This is a genomic window from Streptomyces sp. NPDC006529 (assembly GCF_040611795.1).
Taxonomy (GTDB): domain Bacteria; phylum Actinomycetota; class Actinomycetes; order Streptomycetales; family Streptomycetaceae; genus Streptomyces.
In genome coordinates, this window is the sequence record NZ_JBEXPB010000002.1 from 94,573 (window position 1) to 119,377 (window position 24,805).

Annotated in this window: 21 protein-coding genes; 14 read left to right on the top strand and 7 right to left on the bottom strand. The window is 74.2% G+C overall.

Annotated elements, in window-relative coordinates; all coding sequences use genetic code 11:
• Window positions 1-83: 83 nt before the first annotated feature.
• Window positions 84-902, bottom strand: coding sequence for an alpha/beta fold hydrolase (locus ABZY31_RS02350; RefSeq protein WP_356403905.1), 819 nt, complete (start codon window positions 900-902; stop codon window positions 84-86).
• A gap of 277 nt (window positions 903-1,179) precedes the next feature.
• Here ABZY31_RS02350 and ABZY31_RS02355 point away from each other — a divergent pair, with 277 nt between their 5' ends.
• Window positions 1,180-1,584 (top strand): cobalamin B12-binding domain-containing protein, encoded by a 405-nt coding sequence (locus ABZY31_RS02355; RefSeq protein WP_356403908.1) that lies wholly within the window; start codon window positions 1,180-1,182, stop codon window positions 1,582-1,584.
• Between the two features lie 89 nt (window positions 1,585-1,673).
• On the opposite strand, the gene ABZY31_RS02360 is transcribed toward ABZY31_RS02355, so the two are convergent.
• The gene (locus tag ABZY31_RS02360) at window positions 1,674-3,449 is read right to left on the bottom strand and encodes a DUF5691 domain-containing protein (RefSeq protein ID WP_356403911.1); all 1,776 of its coding nucleotides are present in this window, start codon (window positions 3,447-3,449) and stop codon (window positions 1,674-1,676) included.
• Window positions 3,450-3,671: 222 nt separating this feature from the next.
• Window positions 3,672-5,015 (bottom strand): SWIM zinc finger family protein, encoded by a 1,344-nt coding sequence (locus ABZY31_RS02365; RefSeq protein ID WP_356403914.1) that lies wholly within the window; start codon window positions 5,013-5,015, stop codon window positions 3,672-3,674.
• A 134-nt stretch (window positions 5,016-5,149) separates the two neighbouring features.
• Here ABZY31_RS02365 and ABZY31_RS02370 point away from each other — a divergent pair, with 134 nt between their 5' ends.
• The 5 genes from ABZY31_RS02370 to sucD all read left to right on the top strand — a co-directional run bounded on the left by ABZY31_RS02370 (window position 5,150) and on the right by sucD (window position 12,307).
• Window positions 5,150-6,256, top strand: a complete 1,107-nt coding sequence (locus ABZY31_RS02370; RefSeq protein WP_356403917.1) for an AAA family ATPase — start codon at window positions 5,150-5,152, stop codon at window positions 6,254-6,256.
• Window positions 6,253-8,649, top strand: a complete 2,397-nt coding sequence (locus ABZY31_RS02375; RefSeq protein ID WP_356403920.1) for a DUF5682 family protein — start codon at window positions 6,253-6,255, stop codon at window positions 8,647-8,649. Before ABZY31_RS02370 ends, ABZY31_RS02375 begins: the two co-directional genes overlap by 4 nt.
• Window positions 8,646-9,881 carry a VWA domain-containing protein gene (locus tag ABZY31_RS02380; RefSeq protein WP_356403923.1) on the top strand — a complete coding sequence of 412 codons (1,236 nt, stop codon included), beginning with the start codon at window positions 8,646-8,648 and terminating at the stop codon, window positions 9,879-9,881. The genes ABZY31_RS02375 and ABZY31_RS02380 overlap by 4 nt, the downstream gene beginning before the upstream one ends.
• 332 nt (window positions 9,882-10,213) lie before the next feature.
• Entirely contained in the window at window positions 10,214-11,392 is a 1,179-nt protein-coding gene (gene sucC / locus ABZY31_RS02385) for an ADP-forming succinate--CoA ligase subunit beta (RefSeq protein ID WP_351046697.1), read from the top strand.
• Between the two features lie 21 nt (window positions 11,393-11,413).
• On the top strand, window positions 11,414-12,307 hold the full coding sequence (gene sucD, locus ABZY31_RS02390) for a succinate--CoA ligase subunit alpha (protein ID WP_356403926.1): 894 nt from the start codon (window positions 11,414-11,416) through the stop codon (window positions 12,305-12,307).
• 100 nt (window positions 12,308-12,407) lie between these two features.
• On the opposite strand, the gene ABZY31_RS02395 is transcribed toward sucD, so the two are convergent.
• Window positions 12,408-13,784, bottom strand: a complete 1,377-nt coding sequence (locus ABZY31_RS02395) for a helix-turn-helix domain-containing protein (protein ID WP_356403929.1) — start codon at window positions 13,782-13,784, stop codon at window positions 12,408-12,410.
• Window positions 13,785-13,903: 119 nt separating this feature from the next.
• Here ABZY31_RS02395 and ABZY31_RS02400 point away from each other — a divergent pair, with 119 nt between their 5' ends.
• Window positions 13,904-15,715, top strand: coding sequence for a DUF6350 family protein (locus ABZY31_RS02400; RefSeq protein ID WP_356403932.1), 1,812 nt, complete (start codon window positions 13,904-13,906; stop codon window positions 15,713-15,715).
• A 37-nt stretch (window positions 15,716-15,752) separates the two neighbouring features.
• Here ABZY31_RS02400 and ABZY31_RS02405 read toward each other — a convergent pair whose 3' ends face one another.
• The gene (locus tag ABZY31_RS02405; RefSeq protein WP_356403935.1) at window positions 15,753-16,418 is read right to left on the bottom strand and encodes a hypothetical protein; all 666 of its coding nucleotides are present in this window, start codon (window positions 16,416-16,418) and stop codon (window positions 15,753-15,755) included.
• Between the two features lie 275 nt (window positions 16,419-16,693).
• Between ABZY31_RS02405 and purN the strand changes: the two genes are divergently transcribed.
• Window positions 16,694-17,293: a phosphoribosylglycinamide formyltransferase gene (gene purN / locus ABZY31_RS02410; RefSeq protein ID WP_356403938.1), complete on the top strand. Its 600-nt coding sequence runs from the start codon at window positions 16,694-16,696 to the stop codon at window positions 17,291-17,293.
• On the top strand, window positions 17,290-18,882 hold the full coding sequence (gene purH / locus ABZY31_RS02415; protein ID WP_356403941.1) for a bifunctional phosphoribosylaminoimidazolecarboxamide formyltransferase/IMP cyclohydrolase: 1,593 nt from the start codon (window positions 17,290-17,292) through the stop codon (window positions 18,880-18,882). Before purN ends, purH begins: the two co-directional genes overlap by 4 nt.
• 93 nt (window positions 18,883-18,975) lie before the next feature.
• On the opposite strand, the gene ABZY31_RS02420 is transcribed toward purH, so the two are convergent.
• On the bottom strand, window positions 18,976-19,602 hold the full coding sequence (locus tag ABZY31_RS02420; RefSeq protein WP_356403944.1) for a hypothetical protein: 627 nt from the start codon (window positions 19,600-19,602) through the stop codon (window positions 18,976-18,978).
• 253 nt (window positions 19,603-19,855) lie between these two features.
• Here ABZY31_RS02420 and ABZY31_RS02425 point away from each other — a divergent pair, with 253 nt between their 5' ends.
• Together ABZY31_RS02425 and ABZY31_RS02430 are read left to right on the top strand one after the other, a co-directional pair.
• Window positions 19,856-20,725, top strand: coding sequence for a bifunctional methylenetetrahydrofolate dehydrogenase/methenyltetrahydrofolate cyclohydrolase (locus ABZY31_RS02425; protein ID WP_356403947.1), 870 nt, complete (start codon window positions 19,856-19,858; stop codon window positions 20,723-20,725).
• Window positions 20,722-21,195, top strand: a complete 474-nt coding sequence (locus ABZY31_RS02430) for a DUF3017 domain-containing protein (protein ID WP_356403949.1) — start codon at window positions 20,722-20,724, stop codon at window positions 21,193-21,195. Before ABZY31_RS02425 ends, ABZY31_RS02430 begins: the two co-directional genes overlap by 4 nt.
• Here ABZY31_RS02430 and ABZY31_RS02435 read toward each other — a convergent pair.
• Window positions 21,182-22,102 carry a LysR family transcriptional regulator gene (locus tag ABZY31_RS02435; RefSeq protein ID WP_356403952.1) on the bottom strand — a complete coding sequence of 307 codons (921 nt, stop codon included), beginning with the start codon at window positions 22,100-22,102 and terminating at the stop codon, window positions 21,182-21,184. The two genes, ABZY31_RS02430 and ABZY31_RS02435, sit on opposite strands and share 14 nt — an antisense overlap.
• Window positions 22,103-22,182: 80 nt before the next feature.
• Between ABZY31_RS02435 and ABZY31_RS02440 the strand changes: the two genes are divergently transcribed.
• The 3 genes from ABZY31_RS02440 (at window position 22,183) to ABZY31_RS02450 (ending at window position 24,750) form a co-directional block, all read left to right on the top strand.
• Window positions 22,183-22,785 (top strand): short chain dehydrogenase, encoded by a 603-nt coding sequence (locus ABZY31_RS02440; RefSeq protein WP_356404397.1) that lies wholly within the window; start codon window positions 22,183-22,185, stop codon window positions 22,783-22,785.
• 142 nt (window positions 22,786-22,927) lie between these two features.
• Window positions 22,928-23,755 carry an amino acid racemase gene (locus tag ABZY31_RS02445; RefSeq protein WP_356403955.1) on the top strand — a complete coding sequence of 276 codons (828 nt, stop codon included), beginning with the start codon at window positions 22,928-22,930 and terminating at the stop codon, window positions 23,753-23,755.
• Window positions 23,755-24,750 carry a DMT family transporter gene (locus ABZY31_RS02450; RefSeq protein WP_356403958.1) on the top strand — a complete coding sequence of 332 codons (996 nt, stop codon included), beginning with the start codon at window positions 23,755-23,757 and terminating at the stop codon, window positions 24,748-24,750. The genes ABZY31_RS02445 and ABZY31_RS02450 overlap by 1 nt, the downstream gene beginning before the upstream one ends.
• Window positions 24,751-24,805: the final 55 nt, after the last annotated feature.

A 24,805-nucleotide genomic window follows, 5' to 3' on the forward strand; every position in this document is an offset into this window, starting at 1 on the left:
GGCATTCGGCCGTCTTTCGGTCGCGCGAAGACACAGCCTTGGCCCTGGGTTCGAAATGCGTTCGACTGTCGAGCGGCTCGCGTTCAGGCGACGGAGGCGGTTCCCGGAGCGGCCGGAGCGACGAGGGCCGGGCCGTCGAGGGCCCGGTGGACGGCGGCGATGACCGCCGGGTGCTTGGGCAGCGCGAGGTGTCCGATGCCGGTGACCTGGACGTTCTCCACCCGCAGGTCAGGATGGTCGAGCCGGGCCGTCTCCACCGGAACCATCAGCTGGTCGAACTCGCTCCAGAACGCGACGAACCGGGTCCGGCAGCCCGGCGCGGGCGAGGCCAGCTCGGTCATCACCGCGGACCCGGGCCGGATCTGGCGGATCACGGGGTGGGCGCCCGCGCCGGGGGCCACCCGGGTGCCCGCGTGGGGAGTACCGAGAGTGACGAGCGTACGGACCCGCGTGTCGCCGCCGAGGCGCTGGACGTAGTACCGGGCGATGAGGCCGCCGAGGCTGTGCCCGACCAGGTCCACCCGCTGTGCCCCGGTGCGCGCGCACAGGTCGTCGACGCGGTCGGCGAGCAGCCGGGCCGCGGCGCGCACATCCCGGGTGAAGGGCGAGTAGTCGTACGTCTCCACCCGTCGGTGGCCGCCCCGGGCGAGGGCGCGGCGCAGCAGCACGAAGACGGCGCGGTTGTCCGTGAAGCCGTGCAGCAGCAGCGCCGGCGGCCGGGCCCCCGTGCCCGGCGGGGCGGCGGCGCAGGATCCGCGGCCGGTCCGCGCCGCCGGCCGTTCCGGGAGGATCCCGGTCGGGTAGAGGAGCAGGTGTCCGGCGAGGACCACCATTTCGAGCGCGGCGGCGCGCAGTGCGGCGCCGGTCGCGGGTATGGACGTGAAGACGAATGGCAGCCCCATGGACGGCCTCCCCCTGGCGGCTTCCGGGTGTGGCCGTCGGCGCTCGGGCGCAGCTCGGCGTGGGCGCTGCGTGGCCGCCCGTGGCCCCGCCGCCGTGCCGTGCGGCTGACGGCACGGTGGCGGGGCGGCGGGAAGCGGCTTCCCCGGCGACCGACGGTGCGGGCGTCCCGAGTGGAATCAATGTTCTCCCACGTGTGATTTCCCCCTCCCGGTGGACCGCGAAACGGCGGGGTGCGCGATGCTGTACTTAACGTTCGTTCACTCGGGAGGCAGTGCGATGGGTGTGACCGGTCCGATCCGTGTGGTGGTGGCCAAGCCGGGTCTTGACGGCCACGACCGTGGCGCCAAGGTGATCGCGCGAGCCCTGCGGGACGCGGGCATGGAGGTCATCTACACCGGCCTCCACCAGACCCCGGAGCAGATCGTGGACACCGCCATCCAGGAGGACGCCGACGCGATCGGCCTCTCGATCCTCTCCGGCGCCCACAACACGCTTTTCGCGCGCGTCCTGGAACTCCTGCGGGAGCGCGAGGCGGAGGACATCCAGGTGTTCGGCGGCGGGATCATCCCGGACGACGACATCGGCCCGCTCAAGGAGAAGGGCGTGGCCGAGATCTTCACCCCGGGCGCCACGACCACCGCCATCGTGGAGTGGGTCCGCGCGAACGTCCGCCAGTCCTGATCCGACGGCAGTCCTGCCCGACGGCAGTCCTGGGCCGACAGCAGCCCTGAGCTCCGGTCCCCGCGGCCGGCCCCCCGCACCGCCGCGGGTCAGGCCGCCGGGGCGGGGGCCAGTTCCGCCAGCATCGCCGCGCGCAGGCGCAGGGTGGACACCAGCCGCTGGAAGGCCTCGGCCCAGTACGCCTCGGCCCCCGGGGTCACCTCCGCGAGCGCCGAAGCGTGCCCGGCCTGCCCGGGCCGCGCAGCGCCCGCGGCCGCCTCCCCCGTCTCCACGGATATCTCCGCGGCCAGGGCCACCGCCAGCAACGACTCCAGCCGGTCCGCCGCCGCGGGGTCCAGGCAGCGCTCCGCCAGGCCCATCACCCCGCTGAAACTCCACGGGTAACTTCCCGCGTTCCGCGCCGAGTCCAGCGCGTCCACCACCGCGCCGCCCAGTTCGGCGGCCCACGGCACCACGCACACCCCGAGGAGCTGGAAGGCCTCCGACAGTCCGTGCGCCCGGACGAACTCCGCGACCCACGCGGCCCGTTCCCCCTCGGGCAGGGTCTCCAGCAGCTTCGCCCGCTCGGCCAGCGAGGCCGTGGCCGGGCCCGCGGCGGGCGGCGCGGACGCCGAGCCGAGCAGGGCCTTCGACCAGAGCGGGTCCCGCTGGCGGACCGCCGCCCGGCACCAGGCCGCGTGCAGTTCCTCGGCCCAGCCCTCGGCCACCGGCAGCGCCAGGATCCCGGCCGGGTCCAGGCCGCCGAACCGCTCCCGCCAGCACGACAGCGGAGCCGCCTCCACCAGCTGGCCCAGCCACCAGGCCCGCTCCCCGCGCCCGGCCGGCGGCCGTTCGACCACGCCGTCCCGCTGCATCCCGGCGTCGCACTCCACCGGCGGCACGACCCCCTCGGGGCCCACGCAGGCCAGCGCCCGCTTCGCCATCCGGGCCGCCAGCGCCGAACCGGGCAGCGCGGAGAGCAGTTCGGCCGCCGTCGCCCGCACATTGCGGCTCCGGTCGCCCAAGGCCCGTTCGAGGAAGGGCTCGTCCTCCTCCGAGAGGCCCGAGCGCAGCGAATCGAGGAACATCAGCCGGTCCTCGGCCCGCTCGGTGGTCCAGGTGGTCGACAGCAGCAGCGGCGCGGCCGCCGGGTCGTGCGCCCGGACCGCGCCCAGCAGCGCCACCCGTTCCGCGAACAGGCCTTCCTGCCACAGCCGTTCCACCGCGGGCCGGTCGTCGGGAGCGGGCAGTTCGCCGCCCCCGGCCCCGCTGCGCAGCGCGAACCGCCACTCCGGATTGAGCCGCGCCAGCCAGCGCCCCCGCCCCCCGGCGAGGGCGAGGGCCTGCGGCCGCAGATCCGTACGCGCCCGGGCGGCGTCCAGCAGCGCGGGCACCAGGGCGGCGGGCGCCCGGTAGCCGTGCCGCACGGCGGCGGCCAGCCACTGGGGCAGCAGCTCCGTGAGGTCCGGCGCCGCCCCGCGCCGGCCGCCCCCGGCGACGCGGCCCGCCAGGAGCTGCGCGAGCCGCCGCCCGGCCGCATCCGGCGGGGCGGGCCGCGGATCCGGCGCCACCGGCTCCGGCCGCGGGCCCGCTTGCGCCGGGCGGAGCCCCGCCCGGCGGCGGACGGCGGCGACGGCCGCCGCGTCCAGCAGGGCTTCCGGCGAACCGGTCACCCCCCGGCCGCGCCGCCGCTCGGTACCGAGCAGCGCCGCCCCGACCAACTCCTCCCAGTCCCCGTGCTTGGCTTCGCCCGCGGCCCCGGTCCCGGAGCCCGGCCCGCTCCCAGCCGTGGTCCCGGAACCCGGCCCGGCCCCGCTCCCGGCCCCCGCCTCGTTTCCGACCCGGGCTCCGGCCCCGAGCCCGGGCCCCTGTGCGTCCCCGTTCATGTGCCCCACCCCTCCCGCGTGTTCCTCGTCGTCGTGCTTCCGTGCCGTGCGCGCCGGTCCCGCCCCCTCCGCGGGACCGGCGCAGTCTCAGTACGGCCCTCGTGCGTTGCTAGCTGGCGTGGTTGTCGTTCACAGAAGCCCCCCGGCTTGCTCGTTCGTGCCCGGCGGCGCCCCCGCGCCGCCGGTCCTGCCGCGCGGCCCCCGTGCTCGGCCGTGCGTCGTTCAGTTCAGGGCGACGGGCTCGGACGAGCCCTCCGCCCAGGCGGTCAGCGGGGTGAACCCGCGGTGTCCGCATTCGCCGAACACCGTCACCGGGCCGCCCCCGGACAGGGCCGCGAGCTGCCACAGCCCTGACCGGGACCGCCCCGCCGCCACGGTCACCGGCAGGGCGGACGTCCCCTCCACGTCCGCCAGCTGCCAGCCCCGCTCGCCGGGTATCGGGACCACCGGGCCGAGTACCACCGGCCAGGCGTCCAGCCACGGGTCCTCGCGCAGCGCCGTTCCATAGGCGTCGAGCGCGGCCCCGGTCGATATCCCGGCCGGTACCGCGGGCCAGGGAACGGGCGCGGCGAACCGTTCCCCGAGATCCGCCCGCAGCCCCGCCGATCCGGGCCGGAAGCGGGCTTCCGCCTCCAGCGCCAGACCCACCGGCAGCGCGAGCCCCGGCGGCCGCCCGGGCGGACCGAAGTCCAGAACCAGGGCGGACCGTCCGCTCACCGCCCCGCGCAGCCAGATCCGGCGCGTGGTGAGACGGCCGTCCGGCGAGACGGTGTCGTACTGGGCCAGGACCAGCCACCGGTCGCGCACCGCGTCCCCCTCCGCGGTGCCCGCCACGCCGACCCTGGCCCGGACCGTCGCGGCCAGGGGCCCCGGCAGTTCCCCCACCCCGAGCCAGGCCCGGTCCAGCAGATGGAGCAGCGCGCACTCCTCCAGCATCCGGCCGGGCCAGCCCGGACCGGAGGCCGGTATGGTGCCCAACTTCCTGACCCGGGCGGCGAGTCCGGGTGCCTGTGCATCGACCATACGGGCCGCCGTCTCCTCCCACAGGGAATATCCGGCGTGCTCCTGACCGGCCAGTCCGCCGCGCAGCAGATCGGCCAGCCGCCGCTCCAGCTCGCCCACCCCCGCTCCGATCCGGGCCGCTCTGCGCTCGGCCCGGCGCCGGGCCGCCGCCGGGTCCGCCGGGGTCTTGGCCGCCCCCGAAGCGGCGGACCCGACGGCCCGCGCGGCCCGCGCCGCCAGCCACGCCGAGGCCCATTCCGGAGCCTCGGCCGGCGCCCCGAAACCCTCCGCCGCCCAGAGCAGCAGCAGCCCGAGCGCGTGCTTGCACGGGAACTTCCGGCTCGGGCAGGAGCAGGTGTACGCCGGGCCCGTCAGGTCCACGACCGTCCGGTACGGCGCCTTGCCACTGCCCTTGCACCACCCCCACACCGCACCGGAAGCGGAACCTCCGGTCTGCGACCACGGACCCGTTCCCCCCAGCTTGGCCCCCGCCTTGCGTGACGCCACGTCAGGAGCCAGAGCCAGTACCTGTTCCGCTGTCCAGCGGACCCCCTGCTCAGTCATGTGTCCCACCGTAGGGACCCCCACTGACAATCGCCCTGACCTGCAACGATGCTGCGTACAAGGCGCGTTGTCAGTGCCGTGGTGCACCGTGGTCACAGCAGCCGGAAGCGGCTGCCGAGCATTGGAGGGGGACCATGACCATGCCCGAGAACAGCGCCGGTGCCGAGGTGCTGCGCCCGCACGCCGAAGACGCCTTCGCGCACGAACTGAAAGCCCTCGCGGCCGCCGACGACCGGCCCCGCCCGGTCCGCTGGAACCTCTCGCCCTGGGCCGTCGCCACCTACCTGCTCGGCGGGGAACTCCCCGACGGCACCGTCATCACGCCCAAGTACGTCGGCCCGCGCCGCATCGTCGAAGTCGCCGTCACCACCCTGGCCACCGACCGCGCCCTCCTCCTGCTCGGCGTCCCCGGCACCGCCAAGACCTGGGTGTCCGAACACCTGGCCGCCGCCGTCAGCGGAGACTCCACCCTGCTCGTCCAGGGCACGGCGGGCACCCCGGAAGAGGCCATGCGCTACGGCTGGAACTACGCCCGCCTGCTCGCCCACGGCCCCAGCCGCGAAGCCCTCGTCCCCAGCCCCGTCATGCGGGCCATGACCGAGGGGCTGACCGCCCGCGTCGAGGAGCTGACCCGGATCCCCGCGGACGTCCAGGACACCCTGATCACCGTGCTCTCCGAGAAGACCCTGCCCATACCCGAGCTGGGCCAGGAGGCGCAGGCCGTCCGCGGCTTCAACCTCATCGCCACGGCCAACGACCGCGACCGCGGGGTCAACGAACTCTCCAGCGCGCTGCGCCGCCGCTTCAACACCGTCGTCCTGCCGCTGCCCGCGACCGCCGACGCCGAAGTCGACATCGTCGCCCGCCGCGTCGACCAGATGGGCCGCGCCCTGGACCTGCCGTCCGCGCCCGAGGGCCTGGACGAGATCCGCCGCGTCGTCACCGTCTTCCGCGAGTTGCGCGGCGGCGTCACCGACGACGGCCGCACCAAGGTGAAGTCGCCGAGCGGCACCCTGTCCACCGCCGAGGCGATATCTGTCGTCACCAACGGCCTCGCGCTGGCGGCCCACTTCGGCGACGGCGTCCTGCGCCCCTCCGACGTGGCCGCCGGCATCCTCGGCGCGGTCGTCCGGGATCCGGCCGCGGACACCGTGGTCTGGCAGGAGTACCTGGAGGCCGTGGTCCGCGAGCGCGACGGCTGGAAGGACTTCTACCGGGCGTGCCGGGAGGTGACGGCGTGAGCCCGCGCGCCGCGGGGCCGCTGCTGCTGGGCGTGCGCCACCACGGGCCCGGCTCGGCCCGGGCGGTCCTGGCCGCGCTGGACGCCGCGCAGCCGAAGGCCGTGCTGATCGAGGGGCCGCCCGAAGGGGACGCGCTGCTGCCGCTGGCCGCCGACCCCGGGATGCGCCCGCCGGTGGCCCTGCTGGCGCACGTCGCCGACGATCCGGGCCGGGCCGCGTTCTGGCCGCTGGCCGACTTCTCCCCGGAGTGGGTCGCCATCCGCTGGGCGCAGAGCCGGCAGGTCCCGGTCCGCTTCATCGACCTCCCGGCCGCCCATTCGCTCGCCCCCGCCGCCCCGGACCGCCCGCCGGGCGGGGCGCAGGACGGCGCGGACGCGGAAGCCGAGGAGGAGGACGGCCCGGCCGCCGCGGTCCGCCTCGACCCCCTCGCCGTACTCGCGGAGACCGCCGGGTACGAGGACCCCGAGCGCTGGTGGGAGGACGTCGTCGAGCACCGGGGGAGCGGCGGCCGGACCGCGCCGCTGGCCGCCTTCGAGGCGCTCGGCGAGGCGATGACAGCCCTGCGCGAGGTCTACGGCGACGGCGGCCACCCCCGCGACCCGGTCCGCGAGGCGTACATGCGCCAGCGGATACGGGCCGCCCGCCGCGAGTTCGGGGACGACCACGCGGTGGTCTGCGGCGCCTGGCACGTGCCCGCCCTCCGCGCGAAGACCACGGCGGCCGCCGACAAGGCGCTGCTCACCGGCCTGCCCAAGGTCAAGGTGGAAACCACCTGGGTGCCCTGGACGCACCGCAGGCTGGCCCGCTCCGGCGGGTACGGCGCGGGCATCGCCTCCCCCGGCTGGTACGCCCACCTCTTCGCGGCCCCCGACCGGCCCGTGGAGCGCTGGCTGACCAAGGTCGCCGGACTGCTCCGCGCGGAGGACCGGCAGGTCTCCTCGGCGCACGTCATCGAGGCGGTCCGGCTCGCGCAGACCCTGGCCGCGATGCGCGGCCGCCCGCTGCCCGGCCTCGGCGAAACCCTCGAAGCGGCCCGGGCGGTGATGTGCGAGGGCTCCGACGTACCCCTCGCGCTCATCCAGGACCGGCTGGTCGTGGGCGACGTCCTGGGCGAAGTGCCCGACGCGGCGCCCGTCGTGCCCCTCCAGCGCGACCTGACCCGGCTCCAGCGCTCCCTGCGCCTCAAGGCGGAAGCCCAGGACCGGGAGCTGGAGCTGGACCTGCGGAAAGACACCGACAGCGCCAAGAGCCTGCTGCTGCACCGGCTGCGGCTGCTGGGCATCGGGTGGGGTACGCCGACCGCCTCGCGCGGCAGCACCGGCACCTTCCGCGAGAGCTGGCGGCTGCGCTGGGAACCGGAGCTGTCGGTGCGGATCGCCGAGGCCGGGATCTGGGGCACCACCGTGCTCGCGGCGGCCACCGCCAAGGCCGAGGCCGACGCGGCGGCCGCCGCGGAGCTGGGCGAGGTCACCGCCCTGGCCGAACAGTGCCTGCTGGCCGGGCTGTCCCGGGCGCTGCCCGCCGTCCTGCGGGCGCTGGCCGACCGGGCGGCGCTGGACACCGACGTGGCCCGGCTCGCCCGGGCCCTGCCCGCCCTGGCCCGCTCCCTGCGCTACGGCGACGTGCGCGGTACGGACACGGCCGCGCTGGGCCGGGTGGCGGCCGGGCTCGCCGAGCGGATCTGCGTCGCGCTGCCGCCCGCCTGCGCGACCGGGCTCGACGCGGACGCCGCGGCCGAACTGCGCGGCCACGTGGACGCGGTCCACGCGGCCATCGGGCTGCTCGGCCGCGACGACGCCGACACCACCGACGGGGCTGATGACGGTGACGGTGACGACGGCACCGACGGGGGGCTGCGGGGGCGCTGGGCCGCGGTCCTGCGGACGCTGGCCGGCCGGGACACCGTGCCCGGGCTGATCCGGGGCCGGGCGGTCCGGCTGCTGCTCGACGACGGCGCCCTCGCGGCGGAGGAGACCGCCCGGCTGATGGGGCTCGCGCTCTCCCCCGCCGCCGCGCCCGCCGACGCGGCGGGCTGGATCGAGGGCTTCGCGGGCGGTGCCTCCGGCGGCGGCACGCTGCTGGTCCACGACGAACGGCTGCTCGGCCTGATCGACTCCTGGCTGAGCGGCGTGCCGGAGCGCGCGTTCGTCGACGTACTGCCGCTGCTGCGGCGCACGTTCGGCGCGTACGAGCCGGGAGTGAAGCGGACCCTGGGCGAGCTGGTGCGGCGCGGGCCCGCCGCGGGCGGGACCCCCGCCGCGGCCGGTGCGGCGCCCGAGGGCTTCGGCCCGGAGCTGGACCCGGAGCGGGCGGACGCGGTGGTGGCGCTCGTCCGGATGCTGCTGGCGGGACCCCGCGGCGCAGACGACGACCTGGTGGAGGCGGCCCGATGAACACGAGCACGGACACGGCAGGCGCGGCCGCCCCGGACGCCAGCGCGTCGCAGGCTCCCGGCCCGGCCGACGCGCAGCCCCCGGCGGGCGAGCGGCTCCGGCGCTGGCGGCTGGTGCTCGGCGGCGGCGAGGCGGACGGCACCGGACACGCGCTGACCGGAGGGGACGCGGCGATGGACGCGGCCCTCGGCGCGCTCTACGGCTCCGGAAGCGCCGGCGGTCGCAAGCCGCCCGGCCGCGCGGGGGAGCGGTCCGCCGGACTCGGGGCGTCCGCCCCGGCGGTCGCCCGCTGGCTCGGCGACATCCGTACGTACTTCCCCGCCTCCGTCGTCCAGGTCATGCAGCGCGACGCCATCGAGCGGCTCGGGCTGTCCGCCCTGCTGCTGGAACCGGAGATGCTGGAGGCCGTCGAGCCGGACGTGCACCTCGTCGGCACCCTGCTCTCCCTCAACAAGGCGATGCCCGACACCACCCGCGAGACCGCCCGGACGGTGGTCCGCAAGGTCGTCGAGCAGCTGGAGCGCAAACTCTCCGGCCGCACCCGGTCCGCCCTCACCGGCGCGCTGGACCGCTCCGCCCGGATCAGCCGGCCCCGCCACCGGGACATCGACTGGGACCGCACGATCCGCGCGAACCTCAAGAACTACCTCCCCGAACACCGCACGGTCGTCCCCGAACGGCTGATCGGCTACGGCCGGGCGGCCCGATCCGTGAAGAAGGAGGTGATCCTCTGCATCGACCAGTCCGGTTCGATGGCCGCCTCCGTCGTCTACGCCTCCGTCTTCGGCGCCGTCCTTGCCTCCATGCGGGCGATCGCCACCCGCCTCGTCGTCTTCGACACCGCCGTCGTGGACCTGACCGACCAGCTGGACGACCCGGTGGACGTCCTCTTCGGCACCCAGCTCGGCGGCGGTACCGACATCAACCGCGCCCTCGCCTACTGCCAGTCGAAGATCACCCGCCCGGCGGACACCGTCGTCGTCCTCATCAGTGATCTCTACGAGGGCGGCATCCGCGACGAGATGCTGCGCCGCGTGGCGTCGATGAAGGCGGCCGGGGTGGGCTTCGTCGCCCTCCTCGCGCTCTCCGACGAGGGCGCCCCCGCCTACGACCGCGACCACGCGGCGGCCCTCGCCGCCCTGGGCGTCCCCGCCTTCGCCTGCACGCCCGACCTCTTTCCGGAGGTGATGGCGGCCGCGATCGAGCGCAGACCGCTGCCGATCCCCTCCTGAGGCGGCGCGCCGGGCCGCCCGCCGACCGTCCTGCACCCGGCCGGCCCACCGCCCCTGGACCACGTCCCCAGCCGCTGGACAGGGGCGGATCGCACGAATCTGCAGTTCACGCGTGAGGCGATCTGTGACAGGTATCACCGCTCAGGTGTGATCTGTGATTTAGGGACCCACGTCCCACGGGGATAACCTGCGAGACGGACATGCCGCGTCCACGGTCACCGTGTGCGCTCCCCTTGTGACAGCGCCGTCACGTTGCCCTTCGCGGCACGCCCACGCAGATAGCAGAAAACCGCGAATCACTGCGAATCTTTGAAGACAAGGGACGGACGCGCGTGGACCTGTTCGAGTACCAGGCGAGGGACCTCTTCGCCAAGCACGGTGTACCGGTGCTGGCCGGTGAAGTGATCGACACGCCTGAGGCAGCCCGCGAGGCGACCGAGCGCATGGGCGGCAAGTCCGTCGTCAAGGCGCAGGTCAAGGTCGGCGGCCGTGGCAAGGCGGGTGGCGTCAAGCTCGCCGCGACCCCGGACGAGGCCGTCGCCCGGGCGACGGACATCCTCGGCATGGACATCAAGGGCCACACGGTCCACAAGGTGATGATCGCCGAGACGGCTCCCGAGATCGCCGAGGAGTACTACGTCTCGTACCTCCTCGACCGGACCAACCGCACCTTCCTGGCCATGGCCTCGGTGCAGGGCGGCATGGACATCGAGGAGGTCGCGGAGAAGACCCCCGAGGCCCTCGCGAAGGTCCCGGTCAACGCCAACGAGGGCGTGACCATCGAGAAGGCCCGCGAGATCGTCGCCCAGGCGAAGTTCCCGGAGGCCGTCGCCGAGCAGGTCGCCGAGATCCTGGTGACCCTGTGGGCGACCTTCATCGCCGAGGACGCGCTCCTCGTCGAGGTCAACCCGCTCGCGAAGGTGGCCGACGGCCGCGTCATCGCGCTCGACGGCAAGGTCTCGCTCGACGAGAACGCCGAGTTCCGCCAGCCGGGCCACGAGGAGTTCGTGGACCACGCCGCCGCGAACCCGCTCGAGGCGGCCGCCAAGGCCAAGAACCTCAACTACGTCAAGCTCGACGGCGAGGTCGGCATCATCGGCAACGGCGCGGGTCTCGTCATGAGCACCCTCGACGTGGTCGCGTACGCCGGTGAGAACCACGGCAACGTCAAGCCGGCCAACTTCCTCGACATCGGCGGCGGCGCGTCCGCCGAGGTGATGGCGAACGGTCTCGAGATCATCCTCGGCGACCCGGACGTCAAGTCCGTCTTCGTCAACGTCTTCGGTGGCATCACCGCGTGTGACGAGGTCGCCAACGGCATCGTCCAGGCCCTGGCGCTGCTGGAGAGCAAGGGCGAGGCGGTCACCAAGCCGCTCGTCGTCCGCCTCGACGGCAACAACGCCGAGCTGGGTCGCAAGATCCTCTCGGACGCCAACCACCCGCTGGTCCAGCGCGTGGACACCATGGACGGCGCGGCCGACAAGGCCGCCGAGCTCGCGGCTGCGAAGTAAGGGCAGAGGTCACAGACTCACATGGCTATCTTCCTCAACAAGGACAGCAAGGTCATCGTCCAGGGCATGACCGGTGCCACGGGCATGAAGCACACCAAGCTGATGCTGGCTGACGGCACCAACATCGTCGGCGGCGTGAACCCGCGCAAGGCGGGTACCAGCGTCGACTTCGACGGCACCGAGATCCCGGTCTTCGGTTCCGTCGCCGAGGCGATGGAGAAGACGGGCGCCAACGTCTCCGTCCTCTTCGTCCCGCCGGCCTTCGCCAAGGCCGCCGTCGTCGAGGCCATCGACGCCGAGATCCCGCTGGCCGTCGTCATCACCGAGGGCATCGCGGTGCACGACTCCGCCGCCTTCTGGTCGTACGCGTCCGCCAAGGGCAACAAGACGCGCATCATCGGCCCGAACTGCCCCGGTCTCATCACGCCGGGCCAGTCCAACGCCGGCATCATCCCGGGCGACATCACCAAGCCCGGCCGGATCGGTCTCGTGTCCAAGTCCGGCACGCTGACCTACCAGATGATGTACGAGCTGCGCGACATCGGCTTCTCGTCCGCCGTCGGCATCGGTGGCGACCCGGTCATCGGCACCACGCACATCGACGCCCTGGAGGCGTTCGAGGCGGACCCCGACACCGACCTGATCGTCATGATCGGTGAGATCGGCGGCGACGCCGAGGAGCGTGCGGCGGACTACATCGCCAAGCACGTCACCAAGCCGGTCGTCGGCTACGTCGCGGGCTTCACCGCGCCCGAGGGCAAGACCATGGGCCACGCCGGCGCCATCGTCTCCGGCTCCTCCGGCACCGCGCAGGCCAAGAAGGAGGCCCTCGAGGCCGCCGGCGTCAAGGTCGGCAAGACGCCGACCGAGACGGCGAAGCTGGCGCGCGAGATCCTGAACGCCGCGGGCGCCTGATCCTCCGGCGCCGCTGAGCAGCGACGTACTGCCGTACGTCCGGCGTACGTGTACGGGCGTGGCCCGCACCCCTGGTGGGTGCGGGCCACGCCCGTTCGTGCTATTCGCCCCTCGGGTGCAGCCGGTGAGGTCCGGCGGCCGGTTCCGAGCGCAGCTTCTCGTGCAGCTGCCGACTCTCGTCGCTGAGCCGGGGCGGACCGTTGTGCGGCGCGGGCACCCCGGCGACGACGGCGCCGGGCGCGGGCAGCGGCTCGTACTTCGTGGGCGCCGTGACGACCGTGTAGGCGGTCGCCGCCGTGATCGCCGCCGTCAGCCCGACCACCGCGCGGGTCCAGAACCGGTTGCGGTGCTCGCAGGTGCGCCGGACGTCGGCCGCCGGGCGCGGTTCGAGCGACACGGCGGGCGTGAGCGAGCCGAGCCGCTCGCGCAGCAGCGCCGACTGCTTCTCCGGCGGTACGTCGACCAGCTCGGGCAGCCGGTTCGCCAGCTCGGCATGGGCGTTGACCAGCCGCTTTCCCGCGGTCGGCGTCGTGGCCTCGGTCTCGGCGGCGGTGTCCGGGAGGTCGAGGCCGATGCCGTCGTAGAGCAGCACGGTGCGCCGGTGTGCCGGGGGCAGCGCGAGCATGGCGTCCATGAGGATGCGGTCGGCGGGCTCGGCCGGGGGCTTGTCGGGGTGCTTGTGGGCCCGGCTGAGCCGGTGCCAGGGGCTGAGCGCGTACTCGTACGCCGCCGCGCGCACCCACCCGACCGGGTCGGGGTCGGTGGCGACCTCGGGCCAGCACCGCCAGGCCTGGTGGAAGGCCCGCTCGACGGAGATCCGGGCGAGGCCGCGGCGTCCGGTGAGGAGGTACGTCTGCCGGACGAGGGCGGGCGCGGCGTAGGCGTAGAGCGCGTCGAAGGCCTCGACGGGGCCGAGGGGCACGGGCGCGGGCGGCGGCCCGGGGTCGGGTTCGGCCTCGGCCGCCGGTCCTGGGTCGGCCGCGTCCGCCGGGTCGGGTGCGGGCTCGGGAGCCGGTTCGGGCGGGGGCTGCGGGGCGGACGGGCCCGGGGGAGCGGGGTCGGCTGCCGCGGCCGTCACCGCCGTCGCCGCCTCGGGGGGCGGTGGCTTCGCGGGCAACCGGGCGGCGCCGTCGGCGGGGGCGTTGTGCACCGGGTCGCCCGCGGCGCCGGTCGCCGGGGGATCCGCGGGCGCGGGTGCGGGCGGTGGCTCGGGCGCCGGCTCGGGTGGGGGCGGTGGCGGCTCGGGGACGGCCCGCGTACCGCCGCCGGCCGCGGCGGTCAGCAGCTTCAGGTAGGCCTCGCGCTTGCGGCCCCGGGGTGCCGTCCGGCCGGTTTCCCAGGAGCGGACCGTGGACGGGGTCACGCCGATGGCCGCGGCGACGTCGTCCTGGGTCAGCCCCGCCGCCTCGCGCAGTCTGCGGCGCTCCTTCGGGGAGGGAAGGCCCAGCTTCGAGGTCGTCTCGATGCTTTGTGTCATGCCACACTCCCCGCGACCTGGCAGTCCTGGGCGATAAAGTACATAAACGTATATTGAGCGACACCACGGGCAATCGCGTGTTACCCGCCCATAGCGCGTGTCGTTGGCACCATGGCGGGGTGACCCAAGTGACCGAGCGCGGGACGTCCTTGCCGACGGCGCCGCGAGCCGGCGGACGGCGCCCATCGGCGGCCGCCGCGTGTGTGCTGGGCGGGGCCGTCGCCGCCGGACTGGGACTCGGCTGCGTCGCCGTCCTCGTCATCGTGCTGTGGATCAGCTCGCCGTATCCCGACAGCGGCCCCGGCGGGGCCCTGCACGTGGCGGCCGGGCTGTGGCTGCTCGCGCACGGGACCGAGCTGATCCGGTACGACACCCTCTCCGGAGTGCCCGCCCCGGTGGGCATCACCCCCCTGCTGCTGCTGGGCCTGCCCATCCTCCTCATGCGGCGGGCAGCCCGGCTCGCGACCGACGACGGCGGTGGCGCCGGTGGCGCGGCGCCGGGGCCGGGAGGCAGGTCCGGCGGTGAGGTGCTGTCGGCCGGGACCGTCTTCGCCGCGGTGCTCTGCGGCTACCTGGCCGTCGGGGCGGGCGCGACCGTGTACGCCGCCCGGGGGCCGGTGCCGGCCGATCCGCTCAGCGCGGCCTGGCACGTGCCGCTGGTCGCGGTGGTCTCGGCCGCTGCCGGGGTCTGGGCCGCGCGCGGCCGGCCGGGAGCGCACTGGCCGTCCTGGGTGCCGAGGGGCGTACGGAGAGCCCTCGCACGCCCCCGGTACGCGCTGGCGCTGCGCGCCGGGAGCGCGGGGGCGCTCGTACTCGTCGGCGGGGGCGCGCTGCTGCTCGCGGCCTCGCTCGTGTGGCACGGGGGCGAGGCGCAGGCGTCGTTCCTGTCGCTGACCGGGGTGTGGTCGGGCCGGTTCGCGGTGCTCCTGGTGGCGTTGGCGCTGGTGCCGAACGCGGCGGTGTGGGGCGCGGCGTACGCGCTCGGACCGGGTTTCGCCGTGGGCACCGGGGCGACCGCAACCCCGCTCGGCTTCGCGGGATCGCCCGCGATGCCGGGGTTCCCGCTGCTGGCGGCGCTCCCGGCGGAGGGGTCCGGGTCGCCGCTGACCTGGGCGGTCGGCGGGGTGCCGCTGGTGGCCGGGCTGGTCGTCGGGTGGTTCGCGGTGCGGCGGGCGCGGGAGGTCTCCTACGCGGAGACGGCGCTGACCGCGGCGCTGGGCGGGCTGGTGTGCGGGCTCCTGCTGGGCGCGCTCGCGGCGCTGGCCGGAGGGCCGCTGGGCTCCCGGGAACTGGCCGACTTCGGTCCGGTGTGGTGGGCGACCGGGGCCGCGGCGGCGGGGTGGTCCGTGGGGCTGGCGGTGCCGGTGGCGCTGGTGGTGCACGGGTGGCGGGAGCGGCCGGTGCGGGGGACCCGGGCGGCGCGCAAGGACGCGGGGAACTGGCACGACAGCGGGGTCCGGGAGCTCCGGTGGGCCACCCTCCGCAAGGCCGCGGGCACCCTGGTCCCGGACTTCCCGTCCCCCTGGGCCCCGCCCCCGGGGCCGGGGGCAAGCCCGAAGCCGCTGCCGGGGCCGGGCCCGGGGCAGGGGGGCCGCGGCGCGGCTCCGCTGCCCGGCGGCACGCTGGCCGGGGTGCGGGTGGTGCCGCTGCGCGGTGGGCCGCTCCCGTCGTCCGGGGCGGTCCCGGGCGCGGCCGACCTGCTTCCCGGAGCGGGAACCCGTCCGGTGGTACCGCTGCCGGTGACGCCGGTGACGCCGGTGACGCCGGTGACGCCGGTGACCGGGGGCTCTGCGCAAGCGCCCGCCCCCGCTCCGGGCGCCGCCCTGCCGGGGGAGGAGGACACCGGCTCCCTCGGGGCCGCGGGCCTGTCGCCCGGGGTGGTGGGGGCGCGGGTCATGACCAGGCGGGTGCCGCCGGAAGCGGCAGAGTAGCCGGGCCCGGGGGGCCGCCAGGGGGTGTCTGGCGGTCCTACTCCGGGACCTTCAGGACGTCGCCCAGGAAGTTGTCCGGCAGCTGGGTGTTGCACTGGAGTTCCGCGGTGCGGGTGAGGGCGTCGTCGCGGCAGATGTAGAAATCCTTGTACGCGATCTGCAGGCCGTAGGTGCCCAGGGCCAGGATCAGGGCCAGGGACGCCGTCACCAGGCCGCTGACCGCGGCCGCGCGCTGCGGGCGGGCCGCCGGGCCGAGGGCCGCCAGGCCGCTTTCGGCCGGAGCGGGGGTGGCGGGGGCCGGCGCGGCGCCCGGAGCGGACGGCTCCTCGCGGGGGGCGGGACGCTTGCCGCGCAGGGCGCTCACGCCCCAGTACAGCGCGAGCGCACCCAGCAGCAGGCCCGCCGACGGGATCCCGAAGACGCCGAGGAAGAAGCCCCACATGCCGGCGAGCAGCGCGTACCGGGCGCGGCGCTGGACCGGGTCGGTGGGGTCCCAGCGGGCCGGTCCGCCCGCGGGGCCGCCCGGTCCGTCACCGCCGTCCCGGTCCCGGTTCCGGCGCTCGTGCCCGTCCGCGCCGCTCCTCGGCTCCCAGAGCTGGTCGGGCCGCCCCTCCGGGGGTGCCGCGTAGGGGTTGTCCTGCCGCGGGTCGCGGTCGGGTGCGGACGGGGGAGTGGGAGAGGAGGGCTGACGGCGGTCCGGCATCGGGTGCGTTTCTTCCCCTGTGTCGTGATGTGCGGCGTGGAGTGCGGTGCGCGTGCGGTGTGTTCGTGGTGGGCGGGGCGCGGGCGAAAGGTCGTGAACGACGTGTATGCCTGACGCTACCTGCCGGTCGTCCCCCCGTCCCTCGGGGGCCGTCCGGTGTGCCGGTATCGTTGCAGGCGGTCGGTGGCTTCGTATGGTCCCCCGTATGTCGGGGTACCCGAGTTTCGTACGACCGTACAAAGACGAAACCCGCATTCCGCAAGAAAGGGCCTCCCATGGCCGCCTCCCGCCTGGTCGTGCTGGTTTCCGGCTCCGGCACCAATCTCCAGGCCCTGCTCGATGCCGTCGACCTCGGCGCCGAAGTCGTCGCCGTGGGAGCCGACCGAGAGAACATCGTGGGGCTGGAGCGGGCCGAAAAGGCCGGCATCCCCACCTTCGTGTGTCCCGTCAAGCAGTACGCCGACCGCGCGGAGTGGGACGCGGCGCTCACCGAGGCCACCGCGGCCTTCGCACCGGACCTGGTGGTCTCCGCCGGGTTCATGAAGATCGTGGGCGAGCGGTTCATCGACCGCTTCGGCGGCCGGTTCATCAACACCCACCCCGCCCTGCTGCCCGCCTTCCCCGGCGCGCACGGCGTGCGGGACGCCCTCGCGTACGGCGCGAAGGTCACCGGCTGCACGGTCCACTTCGTGGACTCCGGCGTGGACACCGGTCCGATCATCGCCCAGGGTGTGGTCGAGATCCGGGACGAGGACGACGAAGCCGCTCTGCACGAGCGCATCAAGGAAGTCGAGCGCACGCTGCTCGTCGATGTCGTGGGGCGCCTGGCCCGGCACGGCTACCGCATTGAGGGACGAAAGGTAACGATCCAGTGACCGCCGTAGAGACCGCAGAGAGCAACGACCCCGTGACGACCCAGCGGCCGATCCGGCGCGCGCTCGTGAGCGTCTACGACAAGACGGGACTGGAAGAGCTGGCCCGCGGCCTGCACGAGGCGGGCGTCACGCTCGTCTCCACCGGCTCCACCGCCTCGAAGATCGCCGCCGCCGGGGTGCCCGTCACCAAGGTGGAGGAGCTGACCGGCTTCCCCGAGTGCCTGGACGGCCGGGTCAAGACCCTGCACCCCCGCGTGCACGCGGGCATCCTCGCCGACCTGCGCCTGGAGGACCACCGCCGCCAGCTCGCCGAGCTGGAGGTCGAGCCCTTCGACCTGGTGATCGTCAACCTGTACCCCTTCCGCGAGACCGTCGCCTCGGGCGCGAGCCCGGACGAGTGCGTCGAGCAGATCGACATCGGCGGCCCCTCGATGGTCCGCGCCGCCGCCAAGAACCACCCGTCGGTGGCCGTGGTGACCAGCCCCGAGCGCTACGCCGACGTCCTGGACGCGGCCAAGGGCGGCGGTTTCGACCTGACCGCGCGCAAGCGGCTGGCGGCCGAGGCCTTCCAGCACACCGCGGCCTACGACGTCGCCGTGGCCTCCTGGTTCACGAACGCGTACGCGCCGCAAGAGGGCGCCGTGCTGCCCGAGTTCCTGGCCGGCGCCTGGGACCGCAAGGCGAGCCTGCGCTACGGCGAGAACCCGCACCAGGCCGCCGCGCTGTACACGGACGGACAGCCGGGCGGGCTCGCCAACGCCGAGCAGCTGCACGGCAAGGAGATGTCCTTCAACAACTACGTCGACACCGAGGCCGCCCGCCGGGCCGCCTACGACCACGACGAGCCCTGCGTCGCGATCATCAAGCACGCCAACCCCTGCGGCATCGCGATCGGCGCGGACGTCGCCGAGGCGCACCGCAAGGCGCACGCCTGCGACCCCCTCTCGGCCTTCGGCGGCGTCATCGCCGTCAACCGCCCGGTGACCGTCGCGCTCGCCGAGCAGGTCGCGGAGATCTTCACCGAGGTGATCGCCGCCCCGGCCTACGAGGACGGCGCGCTGGAGGTCCTCGCCAAGAAGAAGAACATCCGCGTCCTGAAGGTGGACGGCGACCCGCACCAGCCGGGCGACCTCAAGCCGATCAGCGGCGGCGCGCTGCTCCAGCACTCCGACCTCTTCCAGGCCGAGGGCGACGACCCGGCGAACTGGACGCTCGCCACCGGCGAGGCCCTGTCGCCGGACGCCCTCGCCGAGCTGGCCTTCGCCTGGAAGGCCTGCCGCGCCGTCAAGTCGAACGCCATCCTGCTGGCCAAGGACAGCGCCTCGGTCGGCGTCGGCATGGGTCAGGTCAACCGGGTCGACTCGGCGAAGCTCGCCGTCGAGCGGGCGGGCGCCGAGCGCGCGCAGGGCTCGTACGCCGCCTCGGACGCGTTCTTCCCGTTCCCGGACGGGCTGGAGATCCTGACCGCCGCGGGCGTCAAGGCCGTGGTGCAGCCGGGCGGTTCGGTCCGTGACGAGCAGGTCGTCGAGGCGGCGCGGAAGGCGGGCGTCACGATGTACTTCACCGGGACGCGCCACTTCTTCCACTGATCCCGTCCAGCGGTACTGGTGAGAACGGCAAAGGCCGCGCCCCGCAGCGAGTGCGGGGCGCGGCCTTCGCCGTCTGCCGTGGTGCGACGCGCCTCAGTACCGCGGGCGGTTGAAGTACTGGCTCGCATCGCTCTTCGCGAGGAAGACGATGATGAGGATGCCGAGCACCAGGCTGACGAGCGCGAAGATGTTCGCGGTCAGCAGGCTGATGAGGCTGAACAGCGTGATGACCGAGGCGTAGATGATCGCCGAGATCCGGACGCCGCTGCCGCCCTTGCCCAGCTTGGCGGCGGTGAGGATGGCCCACAGCGCGAAGCCCAGGATGAGCACGCCCATGGCGATCATGGCGCCCGCGCCGAAGGCGGCGGCCTTGTCGGTGTCGGCGGTGCTCAGCCCCGAGGTGGACGAGGTGTCGGCGCCCGAGATCATGTCCGCGACCCAGGCGGAGGCGATCATGACGACCACCGCGCCGATGGCCTGGAGCCCGCCCAGGATGTACAGCATGACGCGGGCGCCCTTGACGCCGCCCGGCATCTCGACGGGCGCGCCCGGGTAGCTGCCCGGGTAACCGGCGGGGGCACCCTGCTGGGGGTAGCCGTAGCCCGGCTGGCCCTGCGGGGGGATGCCCTGGGGGGCCTGTTGCGGGTAGCCGTAACCGGGCTGGCCCTGCGGTGCCTGGGGCTGCTGTCCGTACGGGTTGTTCGGGTCGCCGAAGCTCATCTTGAGGTGTTCCTCCGTGGAAGTGCAGGGACGCACGGCACGCACGGAGGAACTCTGCGACTTGCGGTACGCCCCCCGGCACTGCCCGCGGCACTCTTTGTCCTGCATCGTCGTCGGACCGGCCGCGACTTGTCCAGTTGGTTCCCGCGCGTCCCCGGACTCGTTGTGCAAGTGCAATGAACCCGGCGCCCGGTTGAGCCGCCTGACCGGCCGTGACTGGAACCGGGGGCACTCCATCCGGGAAGATGGGTCCATGACCGCCCAGATTCTCGATGGCAAGGCCACCGCGTCCGCGATCAAGTCCGAACTGACGGCCCGCGTGGCGGCCCTCACGGCCCGGGGCATCACCCCCGGCCTGGGCACCCTGCTGGTCGGCGACGATCCCGGAAGCCGCTGGTACGTCAACGGCAAGCACAAGGACTGCGCCGAGGTCGGCATCGCCTCGATCCAGCGCGAACTGCCCGCGACGGCCTCCCAGGAGGACATCGAGGCGGTCGTCCGCGAACTGAACGCCGACCCGGCGTGCACCGGGTACATCGTCCAACTGCCGCTCCCCAAGGGCATCGACACCAACCGCGTCCTCGAACTGATGGACCCGGCCAAGGACGCGGACGGGCTGCACCCGATGTCGCTCGGGCGGCTGGTGCTGAACGAGCCGGGCCCGCTGCCGTGCACCCCGTACGGGATCGTGGAACTGCTCCGCCACCACGGCGTGGAGATCAACGGCGCGCACGTGGTGGTGCTCGGCCGCGGCATCACCGTCGGCCGGTCCATCGGGCTGCTGCTGACCCGCAAGTCGGAGAACGCGACCGTCACCCTGTGCCACACCGGTACGCGCGATCTGCCCGCCCTGCTGCGCAGCGCGGACATCATCGTGGCGGCGGCGGGCGTGCCGCACCTGGTCAAGCCCGAGGACGTGAAGCCGGGAGCGGCCGTCCTGGACGTCGGTGTCAGCCGGGACGCGCAGGGGAAGATCGTCGGCGACGTGCACCCGGGGGTCGCGGAGGTGGCCGGCTGGCTGTCCCCGAACCCGGGCGGTGTCGGCCCGATGACACGGGCGCAACTGCTGGTGAATGTGGTGGAGGCGGCGGAGCGGCTGGTTCCGGCGGCGGGGACCGCGTGAGCACGCCCGACCAGCCGGGGGCCGGGGCCTTCGCCGCGGCGGCGGAGCCCCCGGCCGCCGCGGGGCAGGACCCCGCCGGGGCGCGGCCGTCGCGGCGGCCGCCGCGGGTCACGCTCGACACCGCCCGCCCCGAGGGCGGCGGCCGGGCGGCGCCCGGGGGCGCGCCCGCGCCGGCCCGTCAGTGGCCCATGCTCAGCGTGCTCGGCGCCACCGCCACCGGGCTGCTCGTCACCGCGTTCGGGCAGTCCCGGGTCGGCTGCCTGTTCATCGGGGTGGCGCTGGTCGCCGCCGCGGTGCTGCGGCGGGTGCTGCCGTCCGTGGGCATGCTCGCGGTGCGCTCCCGCTTCACGGACATGGTCACCTACGGCCTCCTCGGCGTCGCGATCATCCTGCTCGCCCTGGTGACCGAACCGAAGCCGTGGCTGGAGATCCCGTTCCTGACGGACGCCGTGCGGTTCACCGTCCGCTGACGGGCGCGGCGCCGGTCACCGGTGCCCCGAGCGCCGTCAGGGTGGCCAGGGTCGCGGCGATGGCGGGCTGCGCCCTGGCGCCCGTACGGACCAGCGCCTCGACGGTCCGGCCGCGCCCCGGCAGCGTGAGGAGCGCGGTGCCGGGCGGCGGGCTGTCGCACAGCAGCCGCGGCAGGATCGTCACCGCGTGCCCGGTGGCCACCAGTCCCAGCGCCCCGCGCAGGTCCCCGCAGTCGTGCTCGATCCGCGGGGTGAAACCGGCGTTGCGGCAGGCGTGCAGGAGCATCTCGCGGCAGCTGCTGGGCGGCGGCGCGGAGATCCACGCCCGGTCGCGCAGCGCCGCCACCCCGTCCCGCGCCACGGCCGGCCGCAGGGCCTCCGGGAACGCGAGGCACAGCGGGTCGTCGAAGAGGGGCACCGAGGTGGTGCCGATCGCGGGGGGCGCGCCGAGCAGGTGGTAGTGGTAGGTGACCGCCAGGTCCAGCTCGCGCCGGCGCAGCCGCGGCACGGCGTCCTCCGGTTCGGCCTGGACGATCCGGGGCCGCAGCAGCGGGTGACGGCGCGCCAGCTCCGCGACGAGCGGGGCCGCCACCGGGCCGAGCGCGCTCGGGGCGCAGCCGATGCTCAGCTCCCCGCTGAGGTCGTCGTCGAGCGCCCGGACCGCCCCCTCGGCCCGCTCCAGCGCGGCCAGTACGTGCTCGCACTCGGCCGCGAGGGCCGCCCCTGCCGCGGTGAGCCGCAGCCCGCGCCCCTCGCGCCGCATCAGGGAAGCTCCCGCTTCGCTCTCCAGGGCGCGCAATTGCTGCGAAACGGCGGACGGGGTGACGCCGTGCAGATCGGCGACCGCGGTCACCTTCCCGTGTTGTGCCAGGTCACGAAGGATCACCATGCGCTTCACATCAAGCATGAGTTCATCTTAATGATGGTTGAAGCCTGAGTAGCTGGACTTCACGGTCTTCCTCGCGCCATCCTCGGTCCATGACGACTCTGAAGATTCTGCTGATCGGCGCGAACGGAACCCTCGGACGAGCGGTCCACACGGCTCTGCGGGAGCGCGGGCACGAGGTCATCACCGCCTCCCGCAAGGACGCGGACTTCTCCGTCGACATCACCGACCCCGCCTCGATCCGCGCCCTGTACGACCAGGTGGGCCCGGTCGACGCGGTGGCGAGCGCGGCGGGCAGCGTCCCCTGGAAGCCCGTCGGCGAGCTGACCACCCAGGACATCCGCGCCGGCCTCGAAGGCAAGGCCGTCAGCCAGATCGAGCTGGTCCTCCAGGGCCTGGAGCGGCTGCCCGAGCACGGCTCGTACACCCTGATCACCGGCATCCTGGCCCGCGAGTTCCTGCTCACCGGCGCGGTCTCCTCCCTCGCCAACGGCGCCGTCGAGGCCTTCGTCCGCGCGGCGGCCATCGAACTCCCGGGCCGCCAGCGGATCAACGCGGTCAGCCCGACGGTCTTCGAGGAGTCCATGGACGTCTACGGGGACATCTTCGCCGGATTCGACGCCGTACCGGTGAGCCGGGCCGCGGCCGCCTACGTGAAGTCCATCGAGGGCCACCAGACCGGACAGGTGTTCCGCGTCGGGTAATCATGCCCGGACTGCCGGGACCGTTCATCACGTCGATAACCGCACTGCGTAAAGCCGAACCATGGCAGGCCTTCCGAGCTCCGTCCGTGCACTGCACAGTCGGTAGGTATCTCTGGAATTTTCCGGATTACGGAGGGCACTGATGAACGCAACGGACGAAGGCTCGGGAACAGGCACGGGCGCGGAAACAGGAACAGGAACGGGAACGGCTCCCCGGGTACTGAAAATCGGTCTGGTCGGGGGCCTCAGTTTCCCGTCGACGATCACCTACTACTACCGCATCAACCGTGAGATCAACCGTCGGCTCGGTCTCGCGCACTCTCCGCGCATCGCCCTGGAAAGCCTGGACTTCCAGCCGATGGTGGAAGCGATAGCGGCCCGGGACGGCGACTCGGTGGCCGGTCAGATCGCGGGCGCCGCGCGCCGCCTGGGGGCGGGCGGCGCCGACTTCTTCGCGATCTGCTGCAACACCGTCCACGAGTACGCCGACCTGGTCACCGCGCAGACCGACCTCCCGCTCATCAACATCTGCAAGGTGACCGCGGCGGAGACCGAGCGCCGCGGCTTCACCAAGGTCGCCCTGCTGGGCTCCGCCTTTTCGATGGAGGAGTCCTTCTACCGCGACGAGTTCACCGCCCGCGGCATCGAGGTGGTCGTCCCGGAGGCGGACGACCGCGCCTTCATGCAGTACTCCATCGAGCGCGAGCTGTGCACCGGCACCATCTCCCAGGCCACCCGCGACCGCTTCCTGCGGATCTCGAACGACGCCCTCGCGCAGGGCGCGCAGGCGCTCGTCCTGGCCTGCACCGAGGTGCCGCTCGTGGTCCGCCCGGAGGACTTCGACGCTCCGGTGATCGACACGGTCCACGTGCACACCGAGGCCATCGTGGAGTACGCCCTGGCCCACGCCGGGGACGCGGAGCCGGTCCCCGCCGCCGAGGCGGCCGGCGCGGGCGCCGGGCGGGCGTGATGCGCGCCGTCCACGTCAAGATGACGGTCGCGACGGTCCTCCTCGGCTCGTACCTCGTCGCGAGCAAACTGATCCTGCGCGAGGTGCCGGTCTTCACCGCCACCTTCGTGCGCCTGATCGCCGCGGTCCTGGTGCTCGCCGTGTACGTCCGCCTGCGGCCGCCGGAGCGCGGCGGGGGTGCGCGGCCCGCCCGGCCGGGGCGCCGCGACAGCCTGGTGCTCTTCGCGCAGACGCTGCTCGGGGTGTTCCTGTTCAGCGTGTTCGCCATGTACGGCGTCAAGATGACCGGGGCCATCGAGGCCGGCGTGCTCCTCGGCATGGTGCCCATCTCGATCAGCCTGGTCGCCATCGTCTTCCTGGGGGAGCGGCTGACCGGGCGGCGCGGGCTGGGGATCGCCCTGGCCGTGCTCGGGGCCGTCAGCATCAACGTGATGAGCGGCGGCGGCCGCACGGCCGGCGCGCACGCGGCGCTCGGCGTGCTGCTGCTGGTCTGCTCGGTGCTCTGCGAGGCCGTCTTCGTCACCTTCGGCAAGCTCCTGACGACGCCCATCGCGCCCGCCCGCCTGTCGCTGATCCTGTCGGTGGCCGGCGCGCTGATGTTCCTCGTCCCGGCGGGCGTCGAATCGCACTGGGGGGCGGACCTGGCCGGGGTCGGCTGGCAGACCTGGGCGCTGATGGCCTACACCGGGATCGCCATCAACGGGATCGCGGTCGTGCTCATGTACGACAGCCTCGACAGCATGGACACCACGGTGGTGGCGGCCTTCACGGCCCTCACCCCGGTCAGCGGCGCCGTGCTGTCCGTCCTGCTGCTCGGCGAGCAGCTTCGCGCCTACCACCTGGTCGGCATGGTCCTGGTGGTCGCCGGGGTCTTCGTCGTGGCCAAGGAGAAACCCGTCGGGAAAGGAGGCGAGGTGACCGCGGAATCCTCCGGAGAGCCTTCCGGAGAATCCGCCGGGAGCCGTCCTGCGTATTCCGGCAGTGCGGTTATCTGAACCTTGAGGGGCCTTCTCGGCCGTGCCCCCGGCACGGCAGAGTCTCAGTAGGACG

What these genes read in the sequence shown, in the direction of transcription:
- ABZY31_RS02405 (WP_356403935.1), bottom strand. Translation starts at nt 16,418, where the DNA reads ATGCCGGACCGCCGTCAGCCCTCCTCTCCCACTCCCCCGTCCGCACCC.
- ABZY31_RS02435 (WP_356403952.1), bottom strand. Translation starts at nt 22,102, where the DNA reads ATGCTTGATGTGAAGCGCATGGTGATCCTTCGTGACCTGGCACAACAC.
- ABZY31_RS02445 (WP_356403955.1), top strand. Translation starts at nt 22,928, where the DNA reads ATGAACGCAACGGACGAAGGCTCGGGAACAGGCACGGGCGCGGAAACA.
- ABZY31_RS02420 (WP_356403944.1), bottom strand. Translation starts at nt 19,602, where the DNA reads ATGAGCTTCGGCGACCCGAACAACCCGTACGGACAGCAGCCCCAGGCA.
- ABZY31_RS02355 (WP_356403908.1), top strand. Translation starts at nt 1,180, where the DNA reads ATGGGTGTGACCGGTCCGATCCGTGTGGTGGTGGCCAAGCCGGGTCTT.
- ABZY31_RS02370 (WP_356403917.1), top strand. Translation starts at nt 5,150, where the DNA reads ATGACCATGCCCGAGAACAGCGCCGGTGCCGAGGTGCTGCGCCCGCAC.
- ABZY31_RS02395 (WP_356403929.1), bottom strand. Translation starts at nt 13,784, where the DNA reads ATGACACAAAGCATCGAGACGACCTCGAAGCTGGGCCTTCCCTCCCCG.
- ABZY31_RS02425 (WP_356403947.1), top strand. Translation starts at nt 19,856, where the DNA reads ATGACCGCCCAGATTCTCGATGGCAAGGCCACCGCGTCCGCGATCAAG.
- ABZY31_RS02380 (WP_356403923.1), top strand. Translation starts at nt 8,646, where the DNA reads ATGAACACGAGCACGGACACGGCAGGCGCGGCCGCCCCGGACGCCAGC.
- sucD (WP_356403926.1), top strand. Translation starts at nt 11,414, where the DNA reads ATGGCTATCTTCCTCAACAAGGACAGCAAGGTCATCGTCCAGGGCATG.
- ABZY31_RS02360 (WP_356403911.1), bottom strand. Translation starts at nt 3,449, where the DNA reads ATGAACGGGGACGCACAGGGGCCCGGGCTCGGGGCCGGAGCCCGGGTC.
- purN (WP_356403938.1), top strand. Translation starts at nt 16,694, where the DNA reads ATGGCCGCCTCCCGCCTGGTCGTGCTGGTTTCCGGCTCCGGCACCAAT.
- ABZY31_RS02450 (WP_356403958.1), top strand. Translation starts at nt 23,755, where the DNA reads ATGCGCGCCGTCCACGTCAAGATGACGGTCGCGACGGTCCTCCTCGGC.
- ABZY31_RS02365 (WP_356403914.1), bottom strand. Translation starts at nt 5,015, where the DNA reads ATGACTGAGCAGGGGGTCCGCTGGACAGCGGAACAGGTACTGGCTCTG.
- ABZY31_RS02350 (WP_356403905.1), bottom strand. Translation starts at nt 902, where the DNA reads ATGGGGCTGCCATTCGTCTTCACGTCCATACCCGCGACCGGCGCCGCA.